Source organism: Flavobacterium sp. TS_SC_5 (assembly GCF_056156265.1).
In genome coordinates, this window is the sequence record NZ_CM149588.1 from 1,165,301 (window position 1) to 1,186,684 (window position 21,384).

General features: G+C 35.9%; 21 protein-coding genes and 1 pseudogene. 12 read left to right on the forward strand and 10 right to left on the reverse strand.

Annotated elements, in window-relative coordinates; genetic code table 11:
* Window positions 1–12: 12 nt before the first annotated feature.
* On the reverse strand, window positions 13–2,112 hold the full coding sequence (gene metG, locus AC0J6S_RS05160) for a methionine--tRNA ligase (protein WP_474955742.1): 2,100 nt from the start codon (window positions 2,110–2,112) through the stop codon (window positions 13–15).
* A 480-nt stretch (window positions 2,113–2,592) separates the two neighbouring features.
* Here metG and AC0J6S_RS05165 point away from each other — a divergent pair, with 480 nt between their 5' ends.
* The 6 genes from AC0J6S_RS05165 to AC0J6S_RS05190 all read left to right on the forward strand — a co-directional run bounded on the left by AC0J6S_RS05165 (window position 2,593) and on the right by AC0J6S_RS05190 (window position 6,118).
* Complete coding sequence (locus tag AC0J6S_RS05165; protein ID WP_474955743.1) at window positions 2,593–3,909, forward strand: S41 family peptidase; 1,317 nt, start codon at window positions 2,593–2,595, stop codon at window positions 3,907–3,909.
* A gap of 117 nt (window positions 3,910–4,026) precedes the next feature.
* The gene (locus AC0J6S_RS05170; RefSeq protein ID WP_474955744.1) at window positions 4,027–4,176 is read left to right on the forward strand and encodes a hypothetical protein; all 150 of its coding nucleotides are present in this window, start codon (window positions 4,027–4,029) and stop codon (window positions 4,174–4,176) included.
* 346 nt (window positions 4,177–4,522) lie between these two features.
* Window positions 4,523–4,690 (forward strand): hypothetical protein, encoded by a 168-nt coding sequence (locus tag AC0J6S_RS05175; protein WP_474955745.1) that lies wholly within the window; start codon window positions 4,523–4,525, stop codon window positions 4,688–4,690.
* A gap of 12 nt (window positions 4,691–4,702) precedes the next feature.
* Window positions 4,703–4,888 carry a hypothetical protein gene (locus tag AC0J6S_RS05180; RefSeq protein ID WP_474955746.1) on the forward strand — a complete coding sequence of 62 codons (186 nt, stop codon included), beginning with the start codon at window positions 4,703–4,705 and terminating at the stop codon, window positions 4,886–4,888.
* 123 nt (window positions 4,889–5,011) lie between these two features.
* Window positions 5,012–5,416 (forward strand): hypothetical protein, encoded by a 405-nt coding sequence (locus AC0J6S_RS05185; protein ID WP_474955747.1) that lies wholly within the window; start codon window positions 5,012–5,014, stop codon window positions 5,414–5,416.
* Window positions 5,417–5,674: 258 nt separating this feature from the next.
* Window positions 5,675–6,118 carry a hypothetical protein gene (locus AC0J6S_RS05190; RefSeq protein WP_474955748.1) on the forward strand — a complete coding sequence of 148 codons (444 nt, stop codon included), beginning with the start codon at window positions 5,675–5,677 and terminating at the stop codon, window positions 6,116–6,118.
* A gap of 183 nt (window positions 6,119–6,301) precedes the next feature.
* Here AC0J6S_RS05190 and AC0J6S_RS05195 read toward each other — a convergent pair whose 3' ends face one another.
* The gene (locus AC0J6S_RS05195) at window positions 6,302–7,339 is read right to left on the reverse strand and encodes an aldo/keto reductase (protein WP_474955749.1); all 1,038 of its coding nucleotides are present in this window, start codon (window positions 7,337–7,339) and stop codon (window positions 6,302–6,304) included.
* Window positions 7,340–7,653: 314 nt separating this feature from the next.
* Complete coding sequence (locus AC0J6S_RS05200; RefSeq protein WP_474956328.1) at window positions 7,654–8,013, reverse strand: helix-turn-helix domain-containing protein; 360 nt, start codon at window positions 8,011–8,013, stop codon at window positions 7,654–7,656.
* 443 nt (window positions 8,014–8,456) lie between these two features.
* On the opposite strand from AC0J6S_RS05200, the gene AC0J6S_RS05205 reads away from it, so the two are divergent.
* The 4 genes from AC0J6S_RS05205 to AC0J6S_RS05220 all read left to right on the forward strand — a co-directional run bounded on the left by AC0J6S_RS05205 (window position 8,457) and on the right by AC0J6S_RS05220 (window position 12,860).
* Complete coding sequence (locus AC0J6S_RS05205) at window positions 8,457–9,371, forward strand: peptidase associated/transthyretin-like domain-containing protein (protein WP_474955750.1); 915 nt, start codon at window positions 8,457–8,459, stop codon at window positions 9,369–9,371.
* Window positions 9,372–9,374: 3 nt separating this feature from the next.
* Window positions 9,375–10,004, forward strand: a complete 630-nt coding sequence (locus tag AC0J6S_RS05210) for a hypothetical protein (RefSeq protein WP_474955751.1) — start codon at window positions 9,375–9,377, stop codon at window positions 10,002–10,004.
* A gap of 86 nt (window positions 10,005–10,090) precedes the next feature.
* Window positions 10,091–10,609: a TlpA family protein disulfide reductase gene (locus tag AC0J6S_RS05215; RefSeq protein ID WP_474955752.1), complete on the forward strand. Its 519-nt coding sequence runs from the start codon at window positions 10,091–10,093 to the stop codon at window positions 10,607–10,609.
* Between the two features lie 100 nt (window positions 10,610–10,709).
* On the forward strand, window positions 10,710–12,860 hold the full coding sequence (locus AC0J6S_RS05220) for a peptidase domain-containing ABC transporter (protein WP_474955753.1): 2,151 nt from the start codon (window positions 10,710–10,712) through the stop codon (window positions 12,858–12,860).
* A gap of 57 nt (window positions 12,861–12,917) precedes the next feature.
* Here AC0J6S_RS05220 and AC0J6S_RS05225 read toward each other — a convergent pair whose 3' ends face one another.
* Both AC0J6S_RS05225 and AC0J6S_RS05230 read right to left on the reverse strand, forming a co-directional pair.
* Window positions 12,918–13,859, reverse strand: coding sequence for an OmpA family protein (locus AC0J6S_RS05225; RefSeq protein ID WP_474955754.1), 942 nt, complete (start codon window positions 13,857–13,859; stop codon window positions 12,918–12,920).
* Between the two features lie 169 nt (window positions 13,860–14,028).
* The gene (locus tag AC0J6S_RS05230) at window positions 14,029–14,790 is read right to left on the reverse strand and encodes an exodeoxyribonuclease III (protein WP_474955755.1); all 762 of its coding nucleotides are present in this window, start codon (window positions 14,788–14,790) and stop codon (window positions 14,029–14,031) included.
* A 202-nt stretch (window positions 14,791–14,992) separates the two neighbouring features.
* Here AC0J6S_RS05230 and AC0J6S_RS05235 point away from each other — a divergent pair, with 202 nt between their 5' ends.
* Window positions 14,993–16,795, forward strand: a complete 1,803-nt coding sequence (locus tag AC0J6S_RS05235; protein ID WP_474955756.1) for a GNAT family N-acyltransferase — start codon at window positions 14,993–14,995, stop codon at window positions 16,793–16,795.
* A 123-nt stretch (window positions 16,796–16,918) separates the two neighbouring features.
* On the opposite strand, the gene AC0J6S_RS05240 is transcribed toward AC0J6S_RS05235, so the two are convergent.
* From AC0J6S_RS05240 to AC0J6S_RS05250, 3 genes and pseudogenes are all read right to left on the reverse strand, one after another.
* On the reverse strand, window positions 16,919–17,200 hold the full coding sequence (locus tag AC0J6S_RS05240) for a TM2 domain-containing protein (RefSeq protein ID WP_113664598.1): 282 nt from the start codon (window positions 17,198–17,200) through the stop codon (window positions 16,919–16,921).
* 41 nt (window positions 17,201–17,241) lie between these two features.
* Window positions 17,242–17,637 carry a VOC family protein gene (locus AC0J6S_RS05245; RefSeq protein ID WP_474956329.1) on the reverse strand — a complete coding sequence of 132 codons (396 nt, stop codon included), beginning with the start codon at window positions 17,635–17,637 and terminating at the stop codon, window positions 17,242–17,244.
* A gap of 15 nt (window positions 17,638–17,652) precedes the next feature.
* A pseudogene (locus AC0J6S_RS05250) lies at window positions 17,653–18,591 on the reverse strand (2-hydroxyacid dehydrogenase); the annotation flags it as partial.
* Between the two features lie 146 nt (window positions 18,592–18,737).
* On the opposite strand from AC0J6S_RS05250, the gene nhaA reads away from it, so the two are divergent.
* Entirely contained in the window at window positions 18,738–19,907 is a 1,170-nt protein-coding gene (nhaA, locus tag AC0J6S_RS05255) for a Na+/H+ antiporter NhaA (RefSeq protein ID WP_474955757.1), read from the forward strand.
* 112 nt (window positions 19,908–20,019) lie between these two features.
* Here the strand turns inward: nhaA and AC0J6S_RS05260 are convergent, their stop codons facing one another.
* A complete protein-coding gene (locus tag AC0J6S_RS05260; RefSeq protein WP_474955758.1) occupies window positions 20,020–20,400 on the reverse strand; it encodes a Dabb family protein in 381 nt (126 codons plus the stop codon).
* A 144-nt stretch (window positions 20,401–20,544) separates the two neighbouring features.
* Window positions 20,545–21,321: a pyrroline-5-carboxylate reductase gene (proC, locus tag AC0J6S_RS05265; protein WP_474955759.1), complete on the reverse strand. Its 777-nt coding sequence runs from the start codon at window positions 21,319–21,321 to the stop codon at window positions 20,545–20,547.
* Window positions 21,322–21,384 lie beyond the last annotated feature (63 nt).

Below are 21,384 nucleotides of genomic sequence, written 5' to 3' on the forward strand. Positions count from 1 at the left end.
TTTATAATTTCCTTAATTGATTGTCTCTCCATTGGCAACTCCATCGGTATCCGGATTTACAAAAACCAATTTCCCTTCCGCATTGGTAGTCATCAAAATCATTCCTTGACTTTCTACTCCACGAAGGTTTCTTGGAGCCAAATTCACTAAAACAGTAACTCTTTTCCCTATAATATCTTCTGGTTTGAAACTCTCGGCAATTCCTGAAACTATCGTGCGAACATCAATTCCGGTGTCTACTTTCAAAATCAGAAGCTTGTTTGCTTTTGGCATTTTTTCGGCTTCCAATATTGTTCCTACACGAATATCCATTTTGGCAAAATCCTCAAATTGAATCGCTTCTTTCTGTGGTTCTGTCATTGCGAGGGACGAAGCAATCTCTTCCTTATTAGCAGTTTTTGTCGCTTCCAGTTTGTCTATTTGTTTTTGGATTTCCTCGTCTTCAATTTTAGCAAACAATAGCTCCGCCTCTCCAATTTGGTGACCCGCCGGAATCAAATCAGAATTTTGAGCAATAGTATTCCAGTTCAACGGACTTTCTATTTTAAGAATTCTTGATAATTTTTTAGCAGTAAAGGGTAAGAAAGGTTCGCAAAGTGAACTCAACGCAGCGGCAATTTGCAACGCCACATACATTTGTGTTTGCACGCGTTCCGGATTGTCTTTGATGACTTTCCATGGCTCTTCATCAGCCAAATATTTATTTCCTAAACGTGCCACATTCATTAATTCGCTCAATGCTTCACGGAATCTGTAACGCTCCAGAGAACTTGAGATCACAGCCGGATAGGCCTTTAATTCCGTTAAAACTTCATTGTCATAATCCGTGAAGTTTGGAGTCCCCCCTTCGGGGGTTAGGGGGCTTGGTTCAGGAATAATTCCGTTGTAATATTTATTGGTTAAAACCACGACACGATTTATGAAATTCCCGTAAATCGCTACTAATTCATTATTGTTTCTCGCTTGAAAATCTTTCCAGGTAAAATCATTATCCTTAGTTTCCGGCGCATTTGATGTCAAAGCGTAACGCAAAACATCTTGCTGATTCGGAAATTCTTCTAAATATTCGTGCAGCCAAACTGCCCAGTTTTTAGAAGTCGAAAGTTTGTTTCCTTCCAAATTCAAGAATTCATTTGCTGGTACATTGTCCGGCAAAATATAACTTCCTTCAGCTTTCAACATCGCTGGGAAAATGATACAATGAAAAACAATATTGTCTTTCCCAATAAAGTGAACCAGTTTTGTATCCTTGTCTTTCCAGTACGGTTCCCAATCTTTTCCCTCGCGCAACGCCCATTCTTTAGTAGATGAAATATAGCCAATTGGCGCATCAAACCACACGTATAATTTTTTTCCTTCGGCACCTTCAACAGGAACATCAATTCCCCAATCCAAGTCACGAGTTACCGCACGAGGCTCTAATCCGCCGTCAATCCAAGATTTTACTTGTCCGTAAACATTCGGTTTCCAGTCATTTTTATGTCCAACGAGAATCCATTCTTTCAAGAAATCTTCATAACGGTCCAAAGGCAAAAACCAGTGTTTCGTTGATTTCATAATAGGAGTTTCTCCAGTAATTGTCGATTTTGGATTAATTAAATCCGTAGCATTCAGCGTTGAACCACATTTTTCACATTGATCGCCGTACGCTTCTTCGTTGCCACATTTTGGGCAAGTCCCAACCACAAAACGGTCTGCCAAGAATTGGTCTGCTTTTGCATCATATAATTGTTCGGTCACTTCTTCGATAAAATCTCCTTGTTCATACAGTTTTCTGAAAAATTCCGAAGCCGTATCATGATGAATTTTAGCCGAAGTTCTGGAATAGTTATCAAACGAAATTCCAAAATCGGAGAACGATTTACGAATGATTCCATCATATTTATCGATTACTTCCTGTGGCGTAATGCCTTCTTTTTTGGCTTTCATCGAAATCGCCACGCCGTGCTCGTCACTTCCGCAAACAAACAAAACGTCTCTTCCCTGTAATCTTAAATATCTGGAATATATGTCCGAAGGCACGTAAACACCCGCCAAATGGCCAATGTGAATCGGTCCGTTGGTATACGGCAATGCCGCTGTAATTGTATATCTTTTTGGATTCTGTATCATGATTCAATTTTATTGAGTGCAAAAATAAGCAAATTATTATTGTCATTGCGAGGAACGTGGCAATCAGGAGCTATTTCCCGCTATCCGTTACAATCTTTCTATTTTCAAAGAAAAAATAGAAAGGATTTCCACTGCTATCGGGGCTAAGGAATTTGGGTTTTCGATGAATTTTTGCAATAATTTAATATGTGTTGTTCCTACGGAACTTTATTCCTTGTTATTGGTACCTGTCAACGGATTAAAATCTGTTGCTACATTATGAATCGTTCCTATGGAACTTTTATGCACCTATAAGAGCCGTAGGCTCGGGATATATTGTAGGGATGGATTTTAATCCGTCCACATTTGACGATATATTCATAAAGCGTCGAAGGTACGGACAATATTTACAATCAAATTTGTAAATAAAAGAATGCAATTAAATAAAACAGGACTATATTTACTTTTTTTTAAGTACCATTTTACCGAATCATTTATAAGATGAGAAATATTTATATTACATTGTGTTCTTTCTTATTAGCAATATCTTTTGCTAATGCTCAATCAAACCAATTAAAAGTTAATATAGAAGAACAAAAGTTAGTAGTAAAAGTAATAGATAGTCTCTTAAATAGTAATTATGTATTTCCGAATGTAGCGAAAACTATGACTAATTCCCTTTCTGATAACTTAAATAAAGGAGAATATAATTTGATTACAGATCCTATTCTTTTTTCTGAAAGGCTTACTATAGATTTGCAATCTATAAGTAAAGACAAGCATATAAAAGTACAACTCAATCCAAAATACATAAAAGAGGTGAATGCGTTAAATTCACAACAGAATAATAAAGATGATTTCCCAATTTCACTTCTTGAAACTTGGAAAATGAATAATTACGGATTCAAAGAAGTTAAAATACTGGAAGGTAATATAGGATATATTGATTTGCGCAATTTTTCGCGTCCTGAATTTGCAGCAGAAACAGCTGTTGCCGCTATGAATTTCGTCAGTAATAGCAATGCAATCATATTTGACTTGCGTAAAAATGGTGGGGGATCCCCCCAAATGATTCAGCTTATTACAAGCTATTTATTTGGTGCTAATCCAGTACATTTAAATGATTTTTATTTCCGTCCGAGAAATGAAATTATGCAAACCTGGACACTTCCATATATAAGTGGAAAAAGAAGTGTTGATGTTCCGGTCTATGTGCTGACAAGTAATACTACATTTTCTGCAGCTGAAGAATTTGCATATAATTTAAAGAGTTTAAAACGCGCTACAATCATAGGTGAAGTAACTGGTGGAGGTGCTAATCCTGGTGGAGATCAAATTATTAATGACCGATTTGTGATTTTTATTCCTTTTGGCAGAGCTATCAATCCTATTACTAATACCAATTGGGAAGAAACAGGTGTGCAACCAGATATTAAAGTGCCAGCGATAGAAGCCTTAAGCGTTGCACAACAAAAAATATTAGAAAATCTCTCAGTAAAAGATTCAATAAATCCTAATAGTATTTATTCTTGGTTATTAAGTGAGCATAAATTGAAACAAAATTCTTTAACATTAACGGATAAGCAATTAAAGGAATATCAAGGGGCTTTTGGAACCAAAACTGTAACAGTAGAAAACGGACAACTTTTATATCCTTATTCATTAATGCGTAAAGCAATTTTAATTCCGCTTGGCAATGATTTATTTAAAGTTGAAGACACTTTACTTCGAGTTCAATTTATTAGGAAAGTTAGAAAAATTTCAAGTATTCAAGTAGAAAATGTTAATGGGAATATTGAAGAATACTTGAAGAATTAGAATAACGCCGTAAAAATATGTAACAAAAAATCAACAGAGTGCTTCATGGTAGCAAAGCCGCGTTTTTAATGTGGCTTTTTTTATATTTGTAAGCGTAATTAAAGTAGCGTATAAACCATGGCAAAAGGACCCGAAAAAAACACCAAAAATAAGGCGTTGCATACCAAATTGCTGAATCGGAAAAAGACTAAACTTCAAGAAGAAAAAAAAGAAAAAGCAGCACGTTTGAAAGCTTTGGTTACAAAAATGAATCAGAAAAAAGAGTAGTAACGAATCGGATATCAGTTAAACGCTAGGAGCAATACATCTGCTCTGGCAGAGGAAACTGTGTCTAAAAAAAACATTTTGATTCTATATTAATTTATTTGTAATTTGTTGCAAATATGAAGCAAAGACGAACTTGTAATCCATTTCCATAATAGTCCGCAGATAACATAAATAATTATAACCTAAAATGAAATCGTATCCAGAACACTTACAAATCGTCAATACGTTTCATGAACTTGGTGAGACCATTGCTGCTGCACAGTTTTTAATACAATAATATGATTTAGAAAACCCCAATTTCAAGGGTTTCGAATTACGGGAAAAGGCCAAGCCGGAGTTTATCCTGATGACCACTGAAGGCGTTTTGGGCGAACCCCAAATTATCCGCATTCCTGAAAACACTTTCGAATATCCGCTACACTTAATGCTCAATCTGCTGATGCATGAAATGATTCACATGAGTCAAAAAACGAAAGAGGACCTGATTGAAGATAAAAATGAAAGAGACTGGTAAGCGTATTACGAAATGCTTTTTCATAAAAAATTTCCTAAAATTCCTGAACTTCCTGATTTTAACAAGCGCTTCTTTGCAAAAAAAGCGTTGGAGTATTACAATAGAATGGGCGAAGGTTCGGAGCTTCAATTAAAATACGCCAATCAAAAACTGGAAACTGACAGTCTGCTGTCTTTTCTGGAAGCAAAAATAAAATAGCACTTTTCTTGTTTCCAAGATTCCCTTATTTATTTCTTATTTAAAAATAAAAACAACAATTCAGGAAAAGGATTCACTATTTTTTTGTAACTTTATGTTTAACAATGCTTTACGAAAATAAAAATGAAACCTTCACACCAAACCTTGACGCATCTGTATGAACACTTAGGCAAAGTGTTTTATTGTATTGCGGCCGTAGACAATACTATTCGTGAAGAAGAAATCGAGAAACTCAAACAAATCATTAGGACGGAATGGCTTCCGCTGGAAAACAGTTTCAATGAATTTGGCGATGACACCGCTTATCAAATCGAAATTGTTTTTGATTGGCTAGTCGCCAATGCATGGGAATCGGAACAAGTCATGCCCGACTTTAAAATTTTCAGAGCAGAACACCAACACGTATTCACCCCAGAAATTAATGCCTTAATTCTAAAAACTGCAAACGCTATCGCTTCTTCATTTTCAGGAAAAAACAAATCAGAACACCTTCTAATAAGCGAACTGACATTTATTTTGAATGGATGAAAATTAAATGAATATCCATTGGTTTAAATAATAAAAAATTGAACCACATAGAAACATAGAAAAAAGAGTCAGATAGCCCAATTATTGGGCTCACATAACTACCAATTCTATAAAAAAGCGAAACGACTTCCAGAATTTTAAAATCTATGTTTCTATGTGTTAAAAAAATTAAACATATTGAATTACACCCAACGAATTAAATGAAAATCAAAATAAAGCTGTTTTATAACAATCTACTTTAACTTAAAAATCAAAGACATGAAAAGACAAACTGGCATTTGGATAGATTCCTCAAAAGCAATAATTGTTGCTCTTGATGGCGATACTGAGAAAATTACTGAAATCGATTCTGAGGTTGAAAATGACGTTTATCACAATAGGGAAGGCAACAAAGGCACTTTCTCCAGTGGCGGTCATCATAGCACAAACGAATCACAATTTGATGCACGAAAAGAAGAACAACTTAATTACTTTATAAAATCCGTTTTGTCTTATGTGAAAAAATCGGATGAACTTATTGTTTTTGGTCCGGCGCAAACTAAAACGAAACTGGAACAAAAATTAATGACTGATCATTTAATTGAACCCGGAAAACTAAAAGCGGTAGAAACCGCAGACAAAATGACCTTAAACCAGATTGTGGAAAAAGTACGCAGATTTTATAACCCTTTTGAGTACAAAGAACCTGAACCAAAAAGCTAATTTAATAGCAATCAGACAGAAATATGCCTAAAGAACCTTCTCAAAAGCGATGAATTTAAACTTTAATTATTAGAAACTGTCATTCCGACGAAGGAGTAATCTCATAGTGTGAGATTCCTCCTTCGTCATACATGAGGGATTTTCTCGAACTGGTGAAGCAATAACAAAAAAACAGCAAAGCAATTATGGAGCCGGATCAGGAATTACCGCCTGCACGTCATCAATAGCTTTTAGAATTTCATCCGAAAGTGACACTTGAATCGTATCGATATTTTCTTTTAATTGTTCCAATGTGGTTGCGCCAATAATCGTGCTGGTTACAAATGGTTGCTGCTGTACAAACGCCAAAGACAATTCCGTCAGCGTAAGTCCATTTTTCTTTGCGATTTCCTGATACAATCGAGTGGCTTCGCTACTTTGTGCGCTGTTGTATCTGGAATACTGCGGAAACAACTTGATTCTGGCGTTTGGATGATTTTCGCCTGTAAGGAATTTACCGGACAAAACCCCAAAAGCCATAGGCGAATACGCCAATAAACCAACATTTTCTCGCAGACAAATTTCAGCTGAACCGTTTTCAAAAAGTCGGTTTAATAACGAATATGGATTTTGAATCGTTTTTACTCTTGGCAGATTGTTGTATTTACTTTCTTCCAGAAAACGCATGATTCCCCAAGGATTTTCGTTTGAAAGTCCGATGTGTTTGATTTTTCCTTCGTTAACAAAACCGTCTAATGTTTCCAATACATTGTGAATATTATCTTCCCAGGCATCATCCTGCACTTTGAAACCGCGTTGTCCAAAACAATTGGTTTTGCGTTCCGGCCAATGCAATTGGTACACATCAATATAATCCGTTTGCAGACGTCGTAAACTTTGATCCAATGCAAACTTGATACTAGCTGTTGAAAAGTCTAATTTTTCTCTCATGTATCCAAAATTTGGATTTGGTCCAGCAATTTTAGAAGCCAAAACTATTTCTTCTCTCTTTCCAGTTTTTTTAAACCAAGTTCCAAGGATTTTCTCGGTACTCCCATAGGTTTCCTCGCGTCCGGGAACCGAATACATTTCGGCAGTATCAAAGAAATTAACCCCATTTTCTAAAGCATAATCCATTTGGGCATGACCATCAGCTTCGGTGTTTTGCTCTCCAAAAGTCATCGTTCCAAGGCAAATCTTGCTGACTTTTACATCAGTATTGGGTAAAGTTGTGTATTTCATAATTAAGAAAGTTGCATTGTATTTTTAGTAAACAAAGATAAAATTAGTTTGTCGTTAGCATTTGCTGTTAACAGAAAATTGAGAAACGTTTATTTACAACTAAACCGAATATTTAAAAAAATAAACCGCGAATTCGCCAATTAAAAACCCCTCAAGCAAAAGATAAAATCAGCGAATTTGCGGTAAAAGAAAAAAGGTCCAAAGCATACACTCTGAACCTTTCTCGATTTGAAACTTTAATTATTTTTTAATTAATCTCATTCAGCATTTCGGCAATTTCGTCTAATCTGGCAGCAGGCAAAAGGAAAACAATCTTATTTTTGGTTTGATTCCAGTTCTTTAATCCGTGCCTCTTTTTGCTTGATGTCGTCTATAAGCAGCTTGAGTTGGTCAACAAGGTTTTCGGGAAAGTTATTGTTTGTGCCATTGTTTGTACCAACAACGCCACCCTCGTTTTCCTTTACTTTATTCACGTGTTTGTCATCTATAAAATAGTCAAAACCCACCTCGAACTCCTTGCATATTTTATCCATAAGTTTGAAATCTAGTTTTATGGTTACCCCGTTTTCTATATTGGAAAGTGCCGTTTGGGATATGCTCAAAAGTTCAGCCAGTTGGGGTTGAGACATTCTTCTTTGCTCTCTCAATTTCTTGATTTCAAAACCTACGTTTATGGTTTGTTTGGCTTAATCGATTATCATAGATAACAAAAATACTTTTTTGTTTTGTTTTTTTGTAAAAAAATAATTATATTTTTTATTGCTTTTCGAATGACTATTATTGCTTTTTGAATAGCGCACAAAATATATTTTTGCAATATTTGCCTCACAATAATTTTATTGTATAATCAAATAAATAGTATTTTTATGAAAAAATTAGAATTAAACCAGATGGAAGGTCTGGAAGGTGGAAGATTTTGGGGCACACAGGAATCTGCTGGCCCTTGTGTTAATGGAGTGGCTATAATGCGCGAAAGAACGTGTTATTTTTGGATCTGTAGCGATTATGAGTAAACTTACTCTTACGGATGTGATGTGCAATAATAATAAAAGTGATGCCCTTTGCGGGCATCCTTTTTTATAAACTGTTAAAATACAACATTAAAACTAAATAAATCATGAGGCCGTTTTTTTTCATCATCATATTCTTCATCAAATTTGGCAGTATGGTTTCCCAAAACATAGCTGTATTTGACAAAAACTCCAAAAGAAGCATCCCGTATGCAACAGTTCACTATATGGCCAAAGAAAAAATCATTGGAGGCGATTATTGCGATGGCAATGGGTATTTAAAAACCAACACGACCCTCAATTATGACAAAATAGCTCTTTCCTGTATGGGTTACAAGAGTGCATCGATAGACAAAATAACTAAGGGGCTAGACAGTGTTTTTTTAAGTAATGAGGCTATCGAACTTGATGAGGTAGTGATTTCTAAAAGAAGCACAAACAATACCTCTTTATTGGGATATAGTGATTTTAGAAAAAATAACTACCTAGGGATGGGGAAACACATTGAGCAAGTTGTCTATGTAAAGAATACCAACAACAAAGCAGTGCCAATCGTGTCTTTTTTGTTTAAAGTAAAAAAAATAAAACATAAGACAGTCATAAGAGTTTGTTTTTATAAAAAAGCAATCCAAACATTCGAGCCAGGCCTAAGAATGGAATCTAATGACATTATTGCCGAATTAAACAGTAATACTGAAGGTTTGGTTGAAGTGGATGTCTCAAAACATGCATTGCTGTTGCCTATTGACGGTGCTTTCATAGGATTTGATGTGGTCGATGTGATAGACGACAAAACGGGCATTCCCTTTGAGTATAGTGATCTTCCCAATGCGTTACTAAGTTTTGAATATACACAAAATGGGACAGATTCATTTTGTTTTTCCAGAAACAGGTTCCAATTGAAACCTTGGTATAATGACAACGACAGAAACTACAGTGAATTATCTGTCTTGTACAAAAAACCGTATAAATCAAAAAAAATGACGCTACCTTCTTTCGGGATAAAAGTCACTAATGAATAAATTATGAGAAGTATCATTTTGAGTTTTATACTTTTATGTTTTTTAACCATCAGTTTAGGGTTTCTCCATCAAAATACCTTAAATCTAAGAGCGTTACAACTCGATGAATTTTCTAAAACTTTATCGCAGAAGGAATTAAATGCAGGAGTCAGTTTGTCGGTTCCCAATATTCATTTCCTCATTATGATTGATGTGTTTAAAATATTTTGCAAAACGATTTTGATTGCATCGCTTCTTTATTTTGGTGCTTTTGTTTTTGACTTAAAAATCAAATTCAAAACTCTCCTAGATGCTACCATAAAGTCCGAATACATTTTTATATTGCCTATTTTATATGAGATTATTTATTTTAAGTTTGTTTATGTAAATCATACGATTTCAGATATCAAGTACTTTTATGCTGGTTCAATATTAAATTTGTTGAACTATAAAAATGTAGATCCTTGGTTCATTTACCTCTTCCAGACACTCAATTTGTTTGAGTTGGCATATTGGCTTGTTCTCGCCTACTTTATTGGCAAATTTTCGGGGACTAACATGGACAAAGGTTTAAAAATAGCGGCTTATAGTTACGGTCCGGCCTTGCTATTGTGGGTGGTGGGCATCATGTTTGTTACACTCAACTATTCCTAAAAAATAACCGCAAGGAACGCAAATCTTTATATTTTATTCTTTATGTCCTTAACGTAATCCCTTGCGCACTTTGCGTTTAAATCCTTATGAAAAAATATTTGAAAATAATAATCCCGATTGCAGTCATTGGAATCCTTGCTTTTATGGGTAACGAAGTAATCTCAAAAATCAACCACAAAAAGGAAGTTGCCGAAAACATCAAAACCATTCCGCCTTTTCGATACCAAGACCTAAATGGCACTGTTTTTACCAATAAAAACCTGAAGCCAAATGAGGCTACTGTTTTTCTATATTTTAATAGCGAATGTGAGCATTGCCAAGCCGAAACTCATATGATAAAAGAAAGTATCGAAAAATTCAAACCTTTTCAACTCGTCTTTATTTCGTTTGAAAAACCAGCTAAAATAAAATCATTTGCAACCCAATATAAACTCCTAAATTATGATAACGTTCATTTTATATGCGACTCAAAAGTTACTTTCGCTACTACATTCGATGTTAAGTCAGTTCCTTGCCTAGTTTTGTATGACAAAAACAAATACCTTATCGAGAAAATAAAAGGACAAGCAAAGGTGGAAACGATTATAAAAAAACTCTCCCCTTAATCACCACACAAACCAATACGAACTTGCGAAGCGAAGAGAAATTGTAGATTAAGAAATTAGATTGAAGATTAACGATTTTTGATTGCAGAACTGAAAACCAATGAACCCAAAACATATCCAGAAAACACATACACTACAACTCGACCAATCGGATTGTGGTGTGGCTTGTTTGTTATCCATCATCAAATTGAATGGGGGCAATCATTCACTTGAAAAACTTCGTGAACTAAGCGGGACAACCAAACAAGGCATAACAATGTTGGGGTTGCACCAAGCGGCAAACCAACTGGGTTTTACTTCCGAGGGTTGCGAGGCGGACATTCAAGCACTCAAAGACCACGGCAAACCTGTCATATTACATGTTGTTATTGAAGAGCAGTTGCAACATTATGTTGTTTGTTACGAATATGATGAACTAAAAGGTTTTTTAGTTGGTGATCCAGCCAAAGGAATTCATTCTCTAACCGAAACAGAATTAGAAAAAATTTGGGTTTCAAAAACGTGTCTGACGCTTTCGCCAAACGAAAATTTTGTTACCGCCAAAGCGACGTCAAAAACGCAAAAACAGTATTTTCTGGAGTTGCTGGAAGCTGATTATAAACTATTGTGGTTTAGCGTTATTATTGGCGTCTTTATGGCAGGATTGGGAATGGCGATGTCCGTTTTTTCTCAGAAACTAATCGATGATATTTTACCTTCGCATAATATCACGAAATTAATTACTGGTGTTGTGTTGCTAACAGTATTGCTTCTGGCAAGAGTCGGCTTTTCGATGCTACGTGAATTTTTTCTTTTGAAACAATCCCAGGATTTCAATAACAGAATCAACAATCAATTTTACAGTTCGCTATTGCATTTGCCCAAGCCTTTTTTTGACACTCGAAAAATCGGTGAATTAGTGGCCCGTTTGAATGACACACAAAGGGTGCAGCGTGTCATCAAAACACTAGCCAGCAGCTTGGCGATAGACATTTTGATTTCGGTGGTTTCCATTGTTTTTTTATTTACCTATTCTTGGAAAGTGGCGGTAATTGCGGTAATTAGTTTACCAATTTATTTTTATATCATCTATCGTAGCAATAAGATAATCATTGCTTCCCAAAAAGATGTCATGCAATCCTATGCTTTAAACGAAAGTAATTACATTGCTTCCATGCAAGGCATTGCAACGATAAAAAACAACAATCGTCAAGCTATTTTCGAAAAAACCCATGGGGTCATTTTTGGGAATTTCCAGGAAAAAATATTCAATTTGGGTAAGATAAACATTCAGTTGTCGTGGCAATCGGGTTTGTCGAGCGTCGTTTTTTTGATTGGAATTTTGATTTACACTTCAATAGCGGTTTTCAACAAAGAAATGAAATTGGGAGAACTGATGGCGGTTCTCGGTATTTCGGGTTCTTTGTTGCCATCGATAGCCAATTTAGCGTTGATTTCAATACCAATAAACGAAGCCAAAATTGCATTTAACCGTATGTTTGAATTTGCTTCCATCGAAAAAGAGAATGAAGACGGGGCAACAATTACAACATTAGAAAACATCAGAATCAATAATCTATCTTTCCGATTTGCAGGAAGAAGCGAATTGTTTTCAAACGTAAATATTGAAATCGCAAAAGGGAAACTTACTGCCATTGTAGGCGAAAGTGGTAGCGGCAAAAGCACCTTAGGTCAAATTTTGCAACGCTTTTATCCCTTCGAAAATGGAGAAATCATTGTGAATAATCAATATCCCCTTTCTGAAATCGAGTTAAAAAATTATCGGGATTTAATCGGGGTAATTCCTCAAGAAATCACCATTTTCAACGGAAATGTGGTGGATAACATTTTGCTTGGCGCAGCAGAAACACCTGAACATTTGATGCAATTTATTCAAGAATATGGTTTTGATTCCTATTTTAGTCAATTGCCGCAAGGATTAGCGACTATTTTAGGAGAAGAAGGAATTAACTTGTCAGGCGGGCAAAAACAACTGATTGCTTTGGCTAGAGCTTTATATAAAAAACCTCAGTTTTTAATCCTTGATGAAGCCACCGCTGCAATGGATAGAACAACTGAGCGGTTTACTACCGACCTTTTACAAAAAATAAAAAAAGATTGCGCTGTGTTTTTTATCTCCCATCGCTTAAGCATGCTCAAAAATATAGCCGATATGATTTATATACTAGAAAACAAAACCATCTCAACTTCAGGGAATCATTCGGAATTGATGGAAACCGAGAATTTTTATAGTGACTATTGGAAACAATAAAAAAAGGTCCAAAGCATACACTCTGAACCTTTCTCGATCTGAAACTTTAATTATTTTTTAATTTATCTCATTCAGCATTTCGGCAATTTCATCCAATCTTGGCGTTAATATGATTTCGATTCTACGGTTTTTAGCTTTCCCATCTGCAGTTGAATTGCTAGTTAATGGCGAAAATTCTCCTCTTCCTGCCGCAGTAAGATTTTCCTTATTGATTTTTTTGTTTTCGCTCAAAATTGCAACAATTGCTGTCGCTCTTTTGGTTGATAAATCCCAGTTATCCGCAATAGGACCTGAAGCCGTGAAAGCATCATCATCCGTATGACCTTCTATAAGAACGGAAATATCCGGGTTGTCACCCAAAACTTTACCTAATTCTACAACTGCTTTTTTACCTTCGGAACCTACGGCCCAACTTCCGGAATTGAAAAGTAATTTGTTCTCCATAGAAACATATACTTTCCCGTTTTTTTGCTGAACGGTTAATCCTTTTCCTTCAAAACTGTTCAAGGCTTTAGACAAGGTTTCTTTTAGTTTTTTCATACTAGCTTCTTTGGCAGCAATCAAATCTTCCATTTCTTGCAAACGTTGTGCGCTCTTGCTTAACCGCTCTTGTTCTATTGCCAATGCTTTTCCTTTTTCGTCCAATTGCTCGAGTAAATCACGATTTTTCTTCATGTTAGTTTGCAAAGCGTCTCCACTGTTTTTTTCCAAAGCGGCGTACGAATCCTGCAAGACTTTAAATTTATTTTGCGCTGCGGCGTAATCTGCTTTCAATTTATCCAATTCCGCTTTGGATTTACTCAAATCATTTTTCAAACCGTCGCGGTCTAATTCTAATTGGTTTTTAGCTTTTAGCAAATCAGCATTTTCATCTGCTAAACTTCGGTTTTCTTTTTTGGAATCGGCATATTTACTTTCTAAATCATTGTATATTTTCTTGGATACACAAGAAGTTGAAAGCGCCAATACTAATAATCCGATGGAAACTCTTTTAATCATTTTGTTGGTATTTATGTTGTTTCTAATGTTGTTTTGAACCCAAAAATTTAAATTGTAGTCAAATACTCTAGCACCGATAAAAGGAAAAATCCTTTTCTAATTTTGTTTAACGAGAGAAAAAAATGTAATCTCGTCTTTAGGATGAGACGGGAAATTGCTCCTGAAAACGTTACTCTATTTCCACTAAAATTGGGCAATGATCTGAATGGACGGCATCTGATAAAATAACGGCTCTTTTCAATTTATGTTTTAAAGAATCGCTGACTAAATTGTAATCGATTCGCCAACCCTTGTTGTTACCTCTTGCTCCGGCGCGGTAGCTCCACCATGTATATTGGTGCGGTTCATTGTTGAAATGGCGAAAACTATCCACAAATCCGGACTTCATAAATCCGTCAAGCCAAGTTCTTTCCTGTGGTAAAAAACCGGAGACATTTTTGTTTCGGATGGGATCATGAATGTCGATTGCCTCGTGGCAAATGTTGTAATCCCCGCAGATAATCAGGTTTGGCGTTTCTTTTTTGAGTTCGTCAATATAATTCTGAAAATCGTCCATGAACGTGAATTTATGGTCTAAACGATCAATATTTGTGCCTGATGGCAGGTACAAACTCATCACTGAAAATCCATCAAAATCGGCACGAAGATTTCTTCCTTCGAAATCCATATGGTGAATTCCGGTACCGTGAACGACATTATTGGGTTTGATTTTCGAAAGTATAGCTACACCGCTGTACCCTTTTTTGGTTGCTGAATAATAATATTGGTATGGATAGCCGGCTTTTGCGATATCCTCGACTGGTATTTGGTCTTCAGTTGCTTTTATTTCCTGCAGACAAATAATATCTGGATTTGCGTGTTGCAACCAATCTATAAATCCTTTTGAAATGGCGGCTCTAATTCCGTTTACGTTGTATGAAATAATTCTCATGAAAAATTATTATGAATTTCTTCCGGAAAATTATTTTTGCCTGCGATTGTCAGGAACCCACTTTTTTATTTTCTCGGAAAAAATTATATTGTTTGAATGTGGGTTTCAAATGTAACAAAAAAGTAGAAGTTTGATTCAGAAAAATAGAGAAAATGGAGTTTTTTGCTATCTTTGTTTCTTGCTCTAAAAAAACAAAAAATACATGGGTTTAGTAACCGCGAAAGAAGTTGCAAAAGCAATAAATGCTGATAAGTACGGAGTTTTAGGTACTTTTTCCGGCTGGATGCTGATGAAGGTGCTAAAAATCTCGACGTTAAACAAAGTATACGATAGAAATAAACATTTAACAGAAGTTGATTTCCTGAATGGTATACTTGATGATTTACAAATAAAATTCGAAATTCCAGAAGAGGATTTAAAACGTTTACCAAAAGAAGGCGCTTATATCACCATTTCAAATCATCCGTTGGGAGGAATTGATGGGGTTTTATTATTGAAATTGATGCTGGAGAGAGAACCAAATTTCAAGATCATCGCCAATTTTCTTTTGCACCGTATTGAGCCGCTCAAGAAATACATTATGCCGGTAAATCCTTTTGAAAATCATAAGGACGCCAAATCAAGCGTAGTAGGAATTAAAGAAACACTGCGCCATTTAAGTGACGGTAAACCTTTAGGAATGTTTCCTGCCGGGGAAGTTTCGACCTACAAAGACGGAAAATTAATGGTAGATAAACCTTGGGAAGAAGGCGCTATCAAAGTAATCCGAAAAGCTCAAGTTCCTGTTGTTCCCATTTATTTTCATGCTAAAAACAGTCGGTTGTTTTATTTGCTTTCTAAAATTAGCGGGACTTTTAGAACTGCAAAATTACCGTCGGAAGTATTTAGTCAGAAACGTCGCGTGATCAAAGTGCGCATTGGAAAACCAATTTCAGTTAGCGAACAAAACGAGCACAACACTTTAGAGGAGTACTCTGAGTTTCTAAGGAAAAAAACGTACATGTTGGCCAATCCTTTCGAGAAAGAAATTCCTTTTTTGCCAACGCCTACTTTAAAAATTGCTAAAAGCCCAAAAACTATTGTCACTGCAGCCAGTCAAGACAAAATGACCAAGGAAGTAGATGCATTGCGAAGTACGGATTGTCGCCTTTTACAAAGTAAGAATTACGAAGTGTTTCTCGCAGAAGCAAAAAAAATCCCCAATATCCTGCATGAAATAGGACGTCTTCGAGAAATAACTTTTCGTGAAGTAGGCGAAGGAACTAATGAATCCATTGATTTAGACAAACACGATCAGTATTACCATCACTTGTTTTTATGGGATAATGAAGCGAATAAAATTGCTGGTGCCTACCGAATGGGATTGGGTTCAGAAATTTATCCTAAATATGGAATAAATGGCTTCTACCTCAACGATCTTTTCCGATTTGAACCGGAATTACATGATATGATGCATAAATCCATTGAAATGGGTCGCGCCTTTATCATCAAAGAATACCAACAGAAACCAATGCCTCTTTTCCTGCTTTGGAAAGGGATTATGCACACAACATTGCGTTACCCGGAACATAAATTTTTATTGGGTGGTGTGAGTATAAGCAATCAATTTTCAGATTTTTCGAAATCACTGATGATTGAATTCATGAAATCAAATTATTACGATCCGTATATTGCACAATACATTCACCCTAAGAAAGCGTATAAAGTAAAACTAAAAGATGCCGACAAAGATTTCATTTTTAACGAAACTGAATCGGATTTGAATAAGTTTGATAAAATTATCGATGAACTGGAACCGGGAAGTTTGCGTTTGCCGGTTTTGATTAAAAAATACATTAAACAAAATGCAAAAGTGGTTGCCTTTAATGTAGATCCACTTTTTAACAATGCCGTTGACGGATTGATGTACATCAGAATTGCAGATATTCCAGAGAGCACGATGAAACCGGTAATGGAAGAGTTTCAGAAAGAATTGGAACGAAAATTAGCAGATAAAGAAGATTAATTTCTAAATTATTTGAAATAGTCACCTCGGATTTTACAAATTTGCACAAAACTATTTCGTGACAGTCTTGGAAAAAAAATAGATAGAATAAAAAATCCCGATACAATCGGGATTTTTTATGTTTTAGAACCAAGCTTTTTTACCAACTTGATACGTTTGGTAAAACTCTTCGTCAGATTTTGTTAAATATATTATACCCTCAATAAGTCCCAATATACTTGTTACTACTCCACATGTAAAAAGGCTAATTACCAACCATATTATCCCTTCTGTTGTATAACCCAACAGGAATTTATGAATTCCTAGAGCTCCTAAAAGAATAGCAAGTAATCCTGCTGCAATTTTTTTATTATCTGGTTGAACAGGCCTCGGATTGTTCCATTCTTCGTGTTTTAAATTTTCCATTGGTTGATTGTTATTGGTTTGTTTTTAAGTTACTAAAAAAATTATTGAAATGCTTTATCGATTGGCTCCCAAAGTTCTATTTTATTTCCTTCGTTATCCAGAATCCATCCAAATTTTCCATACTCATAAGTCTGCACATCACCCACAATTGTTACACCTTCCTCCGATAATTTTTTTAACAAATCTTGTAAATCATGTACTCGGAAATTTTGCATAAACTGTTTTTCGCTTGGCGCAAAATAAGTAGTGTCCTCCGAAAATGGCGACCACTGGGTCGAACAGTCATTTCCTTCTTTGTCTTTCCACCAAAAAGTAGAACCATATTGATCGGTTTTTAAACCCAAATGTTTTCCGTACCAATCCACCAATTCTTTAGGGTTTTTTGATTTAAAAAAGAAACCCCCAATTCCCGTAACGCGTTGCTCCGGCACTTCCACTTTGGCTTGACCAAAATATTTTGCCTTTATTTTATCGACAATTACTTGCGCTAATCGTTCATGGCTTTCGAAAGTCCAACCGGCAATATGCGGTGTCAAAATCACATTCTTGGCTTTCAATAAATATTGAAAAGCTTCTGGTGTATGTTTATCTTTAAACAGCGTTTCAAAGGATAATTTTTCATATTCCAAAACATCCAAACCTGCTCCAAGAATTTTATCGGATTGCATTGCCGTAACCAAATCGGCAGTGACAATATTCTTGCCCCGAGACGTATTTATAATCCAAAAAGGTTTGGAAAATCTATTGATAAAATCACTGTCAACCATTTTATCAGTATCCGGAGACCATGGAATATGCAAACTTACTACATCTACTTTTTGCTGAAATTTTTGTAAAGAAACCTGTTTTGCATTGGCGTCACCCACATTTTCCTGAACATCATAACAAAGCACTTCTACATCAAAGCCACGCAATTTTTTGGCAAATGATTTCCCCATGTTTCCATAACCAATGATCCCTATCGTTTTTCCGTCTAGTTCATGACCGCGGTTGCTTTCACGATTCCAGTGGCCCGCTCGTATCTCGCTATCAGCTTCGTTCAATTTATTAAAAAGGGATAAAATCATCCCTAAAGTATGTTCGGCAACTGCATTTCTATTTCCTTCTGGAGCAGCTATGAGCATAATGTTTTTGGATGCGGCATAATCGCAATCAATACTTTCTAATCCGGCTCCAACACGCGCAATGAATTGCAAATTCGTGGCTTTGTCCAAAAATTCTTTGTCAATCTTGAAGCGGCTTCGAATCACAATTCCTTGGTAATCTTGAATTTTGGCTTCGATTTCTTCTTTAGAAGAGGAAAAATCACTGTGATTTATAAATCCAGAATGCTGTAATTGATCCCAAAGTACGGGATGATTGCTGTCTATGTGAAGGATTTTGATGTCCATAATTGTTCAGTTTTTGATACTTCAAATTAACAAAAAAATTACGGTTTATTGATTTATAGGAGGAAATTAAGTCGTAAAATCGTAAATTAGCGATTAATAAATTTTTATTATAAATCTTATGTTTTGTAATAAAGGAAAGCAAAAAAATGAAATTGACAAAAACCTTCAAAGCTTTTTTCGAAAGCGAAAAATCAGGCGGACTCCTATTATTATTCGTTACCATAGTTTCCATGCTATTGGCTAATTCATCTTTTCAAACCGAATATATTGCTTTTTGGGGAACTGAAATCGGAAACCATTCCATTACTCACTGGATTAATGATGGCTTAATGTCTATTTTCTTTCTGCTCATTGGTTTAGAATTGGAACGAGAAATGTATCAAGGAGAATTATCCAGCATAAAAAACGCGGCATTACCTATTTTTGGTGCCTTTGGTGGAATGATTGTTCCGGCAGGAATCTTTTTATTATTAAATTTTGGAACCATCACACAAAACGGAGCCGGAATCCCGATGGCTACTGATATCGCTTTTGCAATAGGTATTCTGTCTCTTTTAGGAAACCGTGTTCCTACATCGCTTAAAGTATTTTTGACTGCGCTTGCCGTAATCGATGATTTAGGCGCTATTATGGTGATTGCTATATTTTACACAGAGACGATTGCTTACATGAATTTATTCATTGCTTTTGTTATTATGGGTGGTTTGTTTATCCTGAACCGAAGAAAAGTACACAGTCTTATTCCTTATTTGATTGGTGGCGCAGCGATGTGGTATTTCATGCTAAATTCTGGAGTTCACGCTACTGTAACCGGAGTATTATTAGCCTTTGTAATTCCATTTGGTGACGGAGGCAAGAAGACATCTTCCTATCGTTTACAGCATTTTTTACACTATCCGGTTGCGTTTTTTATCCTTCCATTGTTTGCCATCGCCAATACTGGTATTGCTATAAACTCCGATTGGCATGAAGGACTGAATCATCCTAACACGATTGGTATTATGTTAGGTCTTGTGGTAGGGAAACCCTTAGGAATTTGGTTGTTTTCATTCCTTGCAGTAAGTTTAGGTATATGTACGCTACCAAGAGATTTAAAATGGAGCAGTATTCTGGGCGCTGGAATGCTGGGTGGAATAGGATTTACAATGTCTATTTTTATCACATTGCTTGCCTTCAAAAACGATGGAGAAGAAGTAATCACGTATTCGAAAATTGCGATTTTGGTTGCTTCTTTTATAGCGGGAACTATCGGTTTCTTATGGTTAAAATTTAATTTGAAACCCGCTAAATCAAAAAAACAATCCAAGAAAGTTTAGCTTCAATCTATTTCATAAAAAAGCTTCGTTTAATCTCTTAAACGAAGCTTTTTTAAGTTAGTTCAAATTTTATTTAAAAACTAAATCCATTATATGGATTGTGTCTTTCTGTTTACTTCCTAGCCCAATAATCAACTGCAGTAACTTTATCCGGTGCCGGACTCAAAACAGCCACAAAAGCTTTATGATCCGGATGAATCAAATATGCATCTCTATCCGCTTCATTCTTGAATGTTAGGGTAAAACAATGCGTCAAACCATTATTCAAGTTTTCAGGACTGTTGTTAATTCCCCATTCATACGCTTTGATCAATTTGATTTTATGTTCTAAATTTCCAAAAGCAGTTACCACTTTGTCAATTGCTACGGTATCTGTTCCAGGTTTCCAACCAAACATCACCACATGCCTGAGCACTGATTGTTGCTTGTCTTTTTGAGCATTTACGGTATAACTTGAAATTAAAATAAGCGTTAATAAGAGTAGCTTTTTCATGAAAGTTTTTTTCAAATATAAGATTTATTTGAGTGTTTATGCAAATGTGAAATATCAATATTTGCAAAGCTTAAGAATAAAATTTGCGCAGAGTCATAGACATTTAAGCAGTTTATAGCACGAATATTTAACGGAGGTGGAGACTTACCCCTTGATTTGTTTCAGCGAGGTTTTAATTCCGCGTATCAAAGACGAACTAAATCCGTGCATTTCCATTTCGTTTAATCCCGCTATCGTACAGCCTTGTGGTGTGGTCACGCGATCTATTAATTGTTCCGGGTGTACTTTTTCTTCTAGTAGCATTTCGGCAGCACCTTTTACGGTTTGTGCCGAGATGGCCAAAGCAGTTTGCCAGTCAAATCCTATTTCGATTCCGGCTTGCATTGAGGCGCGAATGTATCGCAATGCAAAAGCAGTTCCGCTCGCCGCAAGAACCGTTGCAGCATCCATTAGTTTTTCGTCAATAATAGGAGCGGTTCCCAAACTCTGAAAAAGGGAAACTACGTCTTGTGCTTTCTCTTTGTCTTTTTCATGAAATGCAATACAAGTAGCTGAGGCGCCAAATTGTGCGGCTATATTGGGCATGATTCGGATCGCACTATTGGCAGTACCGATTTTGTTTTGTAAACTTTCTATCGATAATCCACTCACTGCCGAAACGATGATTTTATTCGAAATAACAGGAAGGATTTCGGCTAAGACGGTATCTACTTGATACGGTTTTATGGTTAAAATAATAACATCGGCTTCCTGAATCTGATGGATATTATTCGCAGTAACCGTAGCGCCTAATTTTTCAAGATACAGAATACTTGATGTGTTTCTTCGAGTTATAGTTACTTGATTCTCTGGTGAAAATTTTGATAATCCTAATGCGATAGAAACACCTAAGTTTCCGCCGCCAATGATGTGTACTTTCATGCTGGTTGTAGTTTTTCCTCTCCCCTCCCGAAGCTTCTGGACCTCTCCAAAAGAGAAGGAGCT

Coding starts and splice junctions, on each gene's coding strand:
- AC0J6S_RS05235 (WP_474955756.1), top strand. CDS start 14,993: ATGGGTTTAGTAACCGCGAAAGAAGTTGCAAAAGCAATAAATGCTGAT.
- AC0J6S_RS05195 (WP_474955749.1), bottom strand. CDS start 7,339: ATGAAATACACAACTTTACCCAATACTGATGTAAAAGTCAGCAAGATT.
- proC (WP_474955759.1), bottom strand. CDS start 21,321: ATGAAAGTACACATCATTGGCGGCGGAAACTTAGGTGTTTCTATCGCA.
- AC0J6S_RS05180 (WP_474955746.1), top strand. CDS start 4,703: ATGCTTTTTCATAAAAAATTTCCTAAAATTCCTGAACTTCCTGATTTT.
- metG (WP_474955742.1), bottom strand. CDS start 2,112: ATGATACAGAATCCAAAAAGATATACAATTACAGCGGCATTGCCGTAT.
- AC0J6S_RS05225 (WP_474955754.1), bottom strand. CDS start 13,859: ATGATTAAAAGAGTTTCCATCGGATTATTAGTATTGGCGCTTTCAACT.
- nhaA (WP_474955757.1), top strand. CDS start 18,738: ATGAAATTGACAAAAACCTTCAAAGCTTTTTTCGAAAGCGAAAAATCA.
- AC0J6S_RS05175 (WP_474955745.1), top strand. CDS start 4,523: ATGACCACTGAAGGCGTTTTGGGCGAACCCCAAATTATCCGCATTCCT.
- AC0J6S_RS05170 (WP_474955744.1), top strand. CDS start 4,027: ATGGCAAAAGGACCCGAAAAAAACACCAAAAATAAGGCGTTGCATACC.
- AC0J6S_RS05240 (WP_113664598.1), bottom strand. CDS start 17,200: ATGGAAAATTTAAAACACGAAGAATGGAACAATCCGAGGCCTGTTCAA.
- AC0J6S_RS05210 (WP_474955751.1), top strand. CDS start 9,375: ATGAGAAGTATCATTTTGAGTTTTATACTTTTATGTTTTTTAACCATC.
- AC0J6S_RS05215 (WP_474955752.1), top strand. CDS start 10,091: ATGAAAAAATATTTGAAAATAATAATCCCGATTGCAGTCATTGGAATC.
- AC0J6S_RS05190 (WP_474955748.1), top strand. CDS start 5,675: ATGAAAAGACAAACTGGCATTTGGATAGATTCCTCAAAAGCAATAATT.
- AC0J6S_RS05260 (WP_474955758.1), bottom strand. CDS start 20,400: ATGAAAAAGCTACTCTTATTAACGCTTATTTTAATTTCAAGTTATACC.
- AC0J6S_RS05165 (WP_474955743.1), top strand. CDS start 2,593: ATGAGAAATATTTATATTACATTGTGTTCTTTCTTATTAGCAATATCT.
- AC0J6S_RS05220 (WP_474955753.1), top strand. CDS start 10,710: ATGAACCCAAAACATATCCAGAAAACACATACACTACAACTCGACCAA.
- AC0J6S_RS05185 (WP_474955747.1), top strand. CDS start 5,012: ATGAAACCTTCACACCAAACCTTGACGCATCTGTATGAACACTTAGGC.
- AC0J6S_RS05230 (WP_474955755.1), bottom strand. CDS start 14,790: ATGAGAATTATTTCATACAACGTAAACGGAATTAGAGCCGCCATTTCA.
- AC0J6S_RS05205 (WP_474955750.1), top strand. CDS start 8,457: ATGAGGCCGTTTTTTTTCATCATCATATTCTTCATCAAATTTGGCAGT.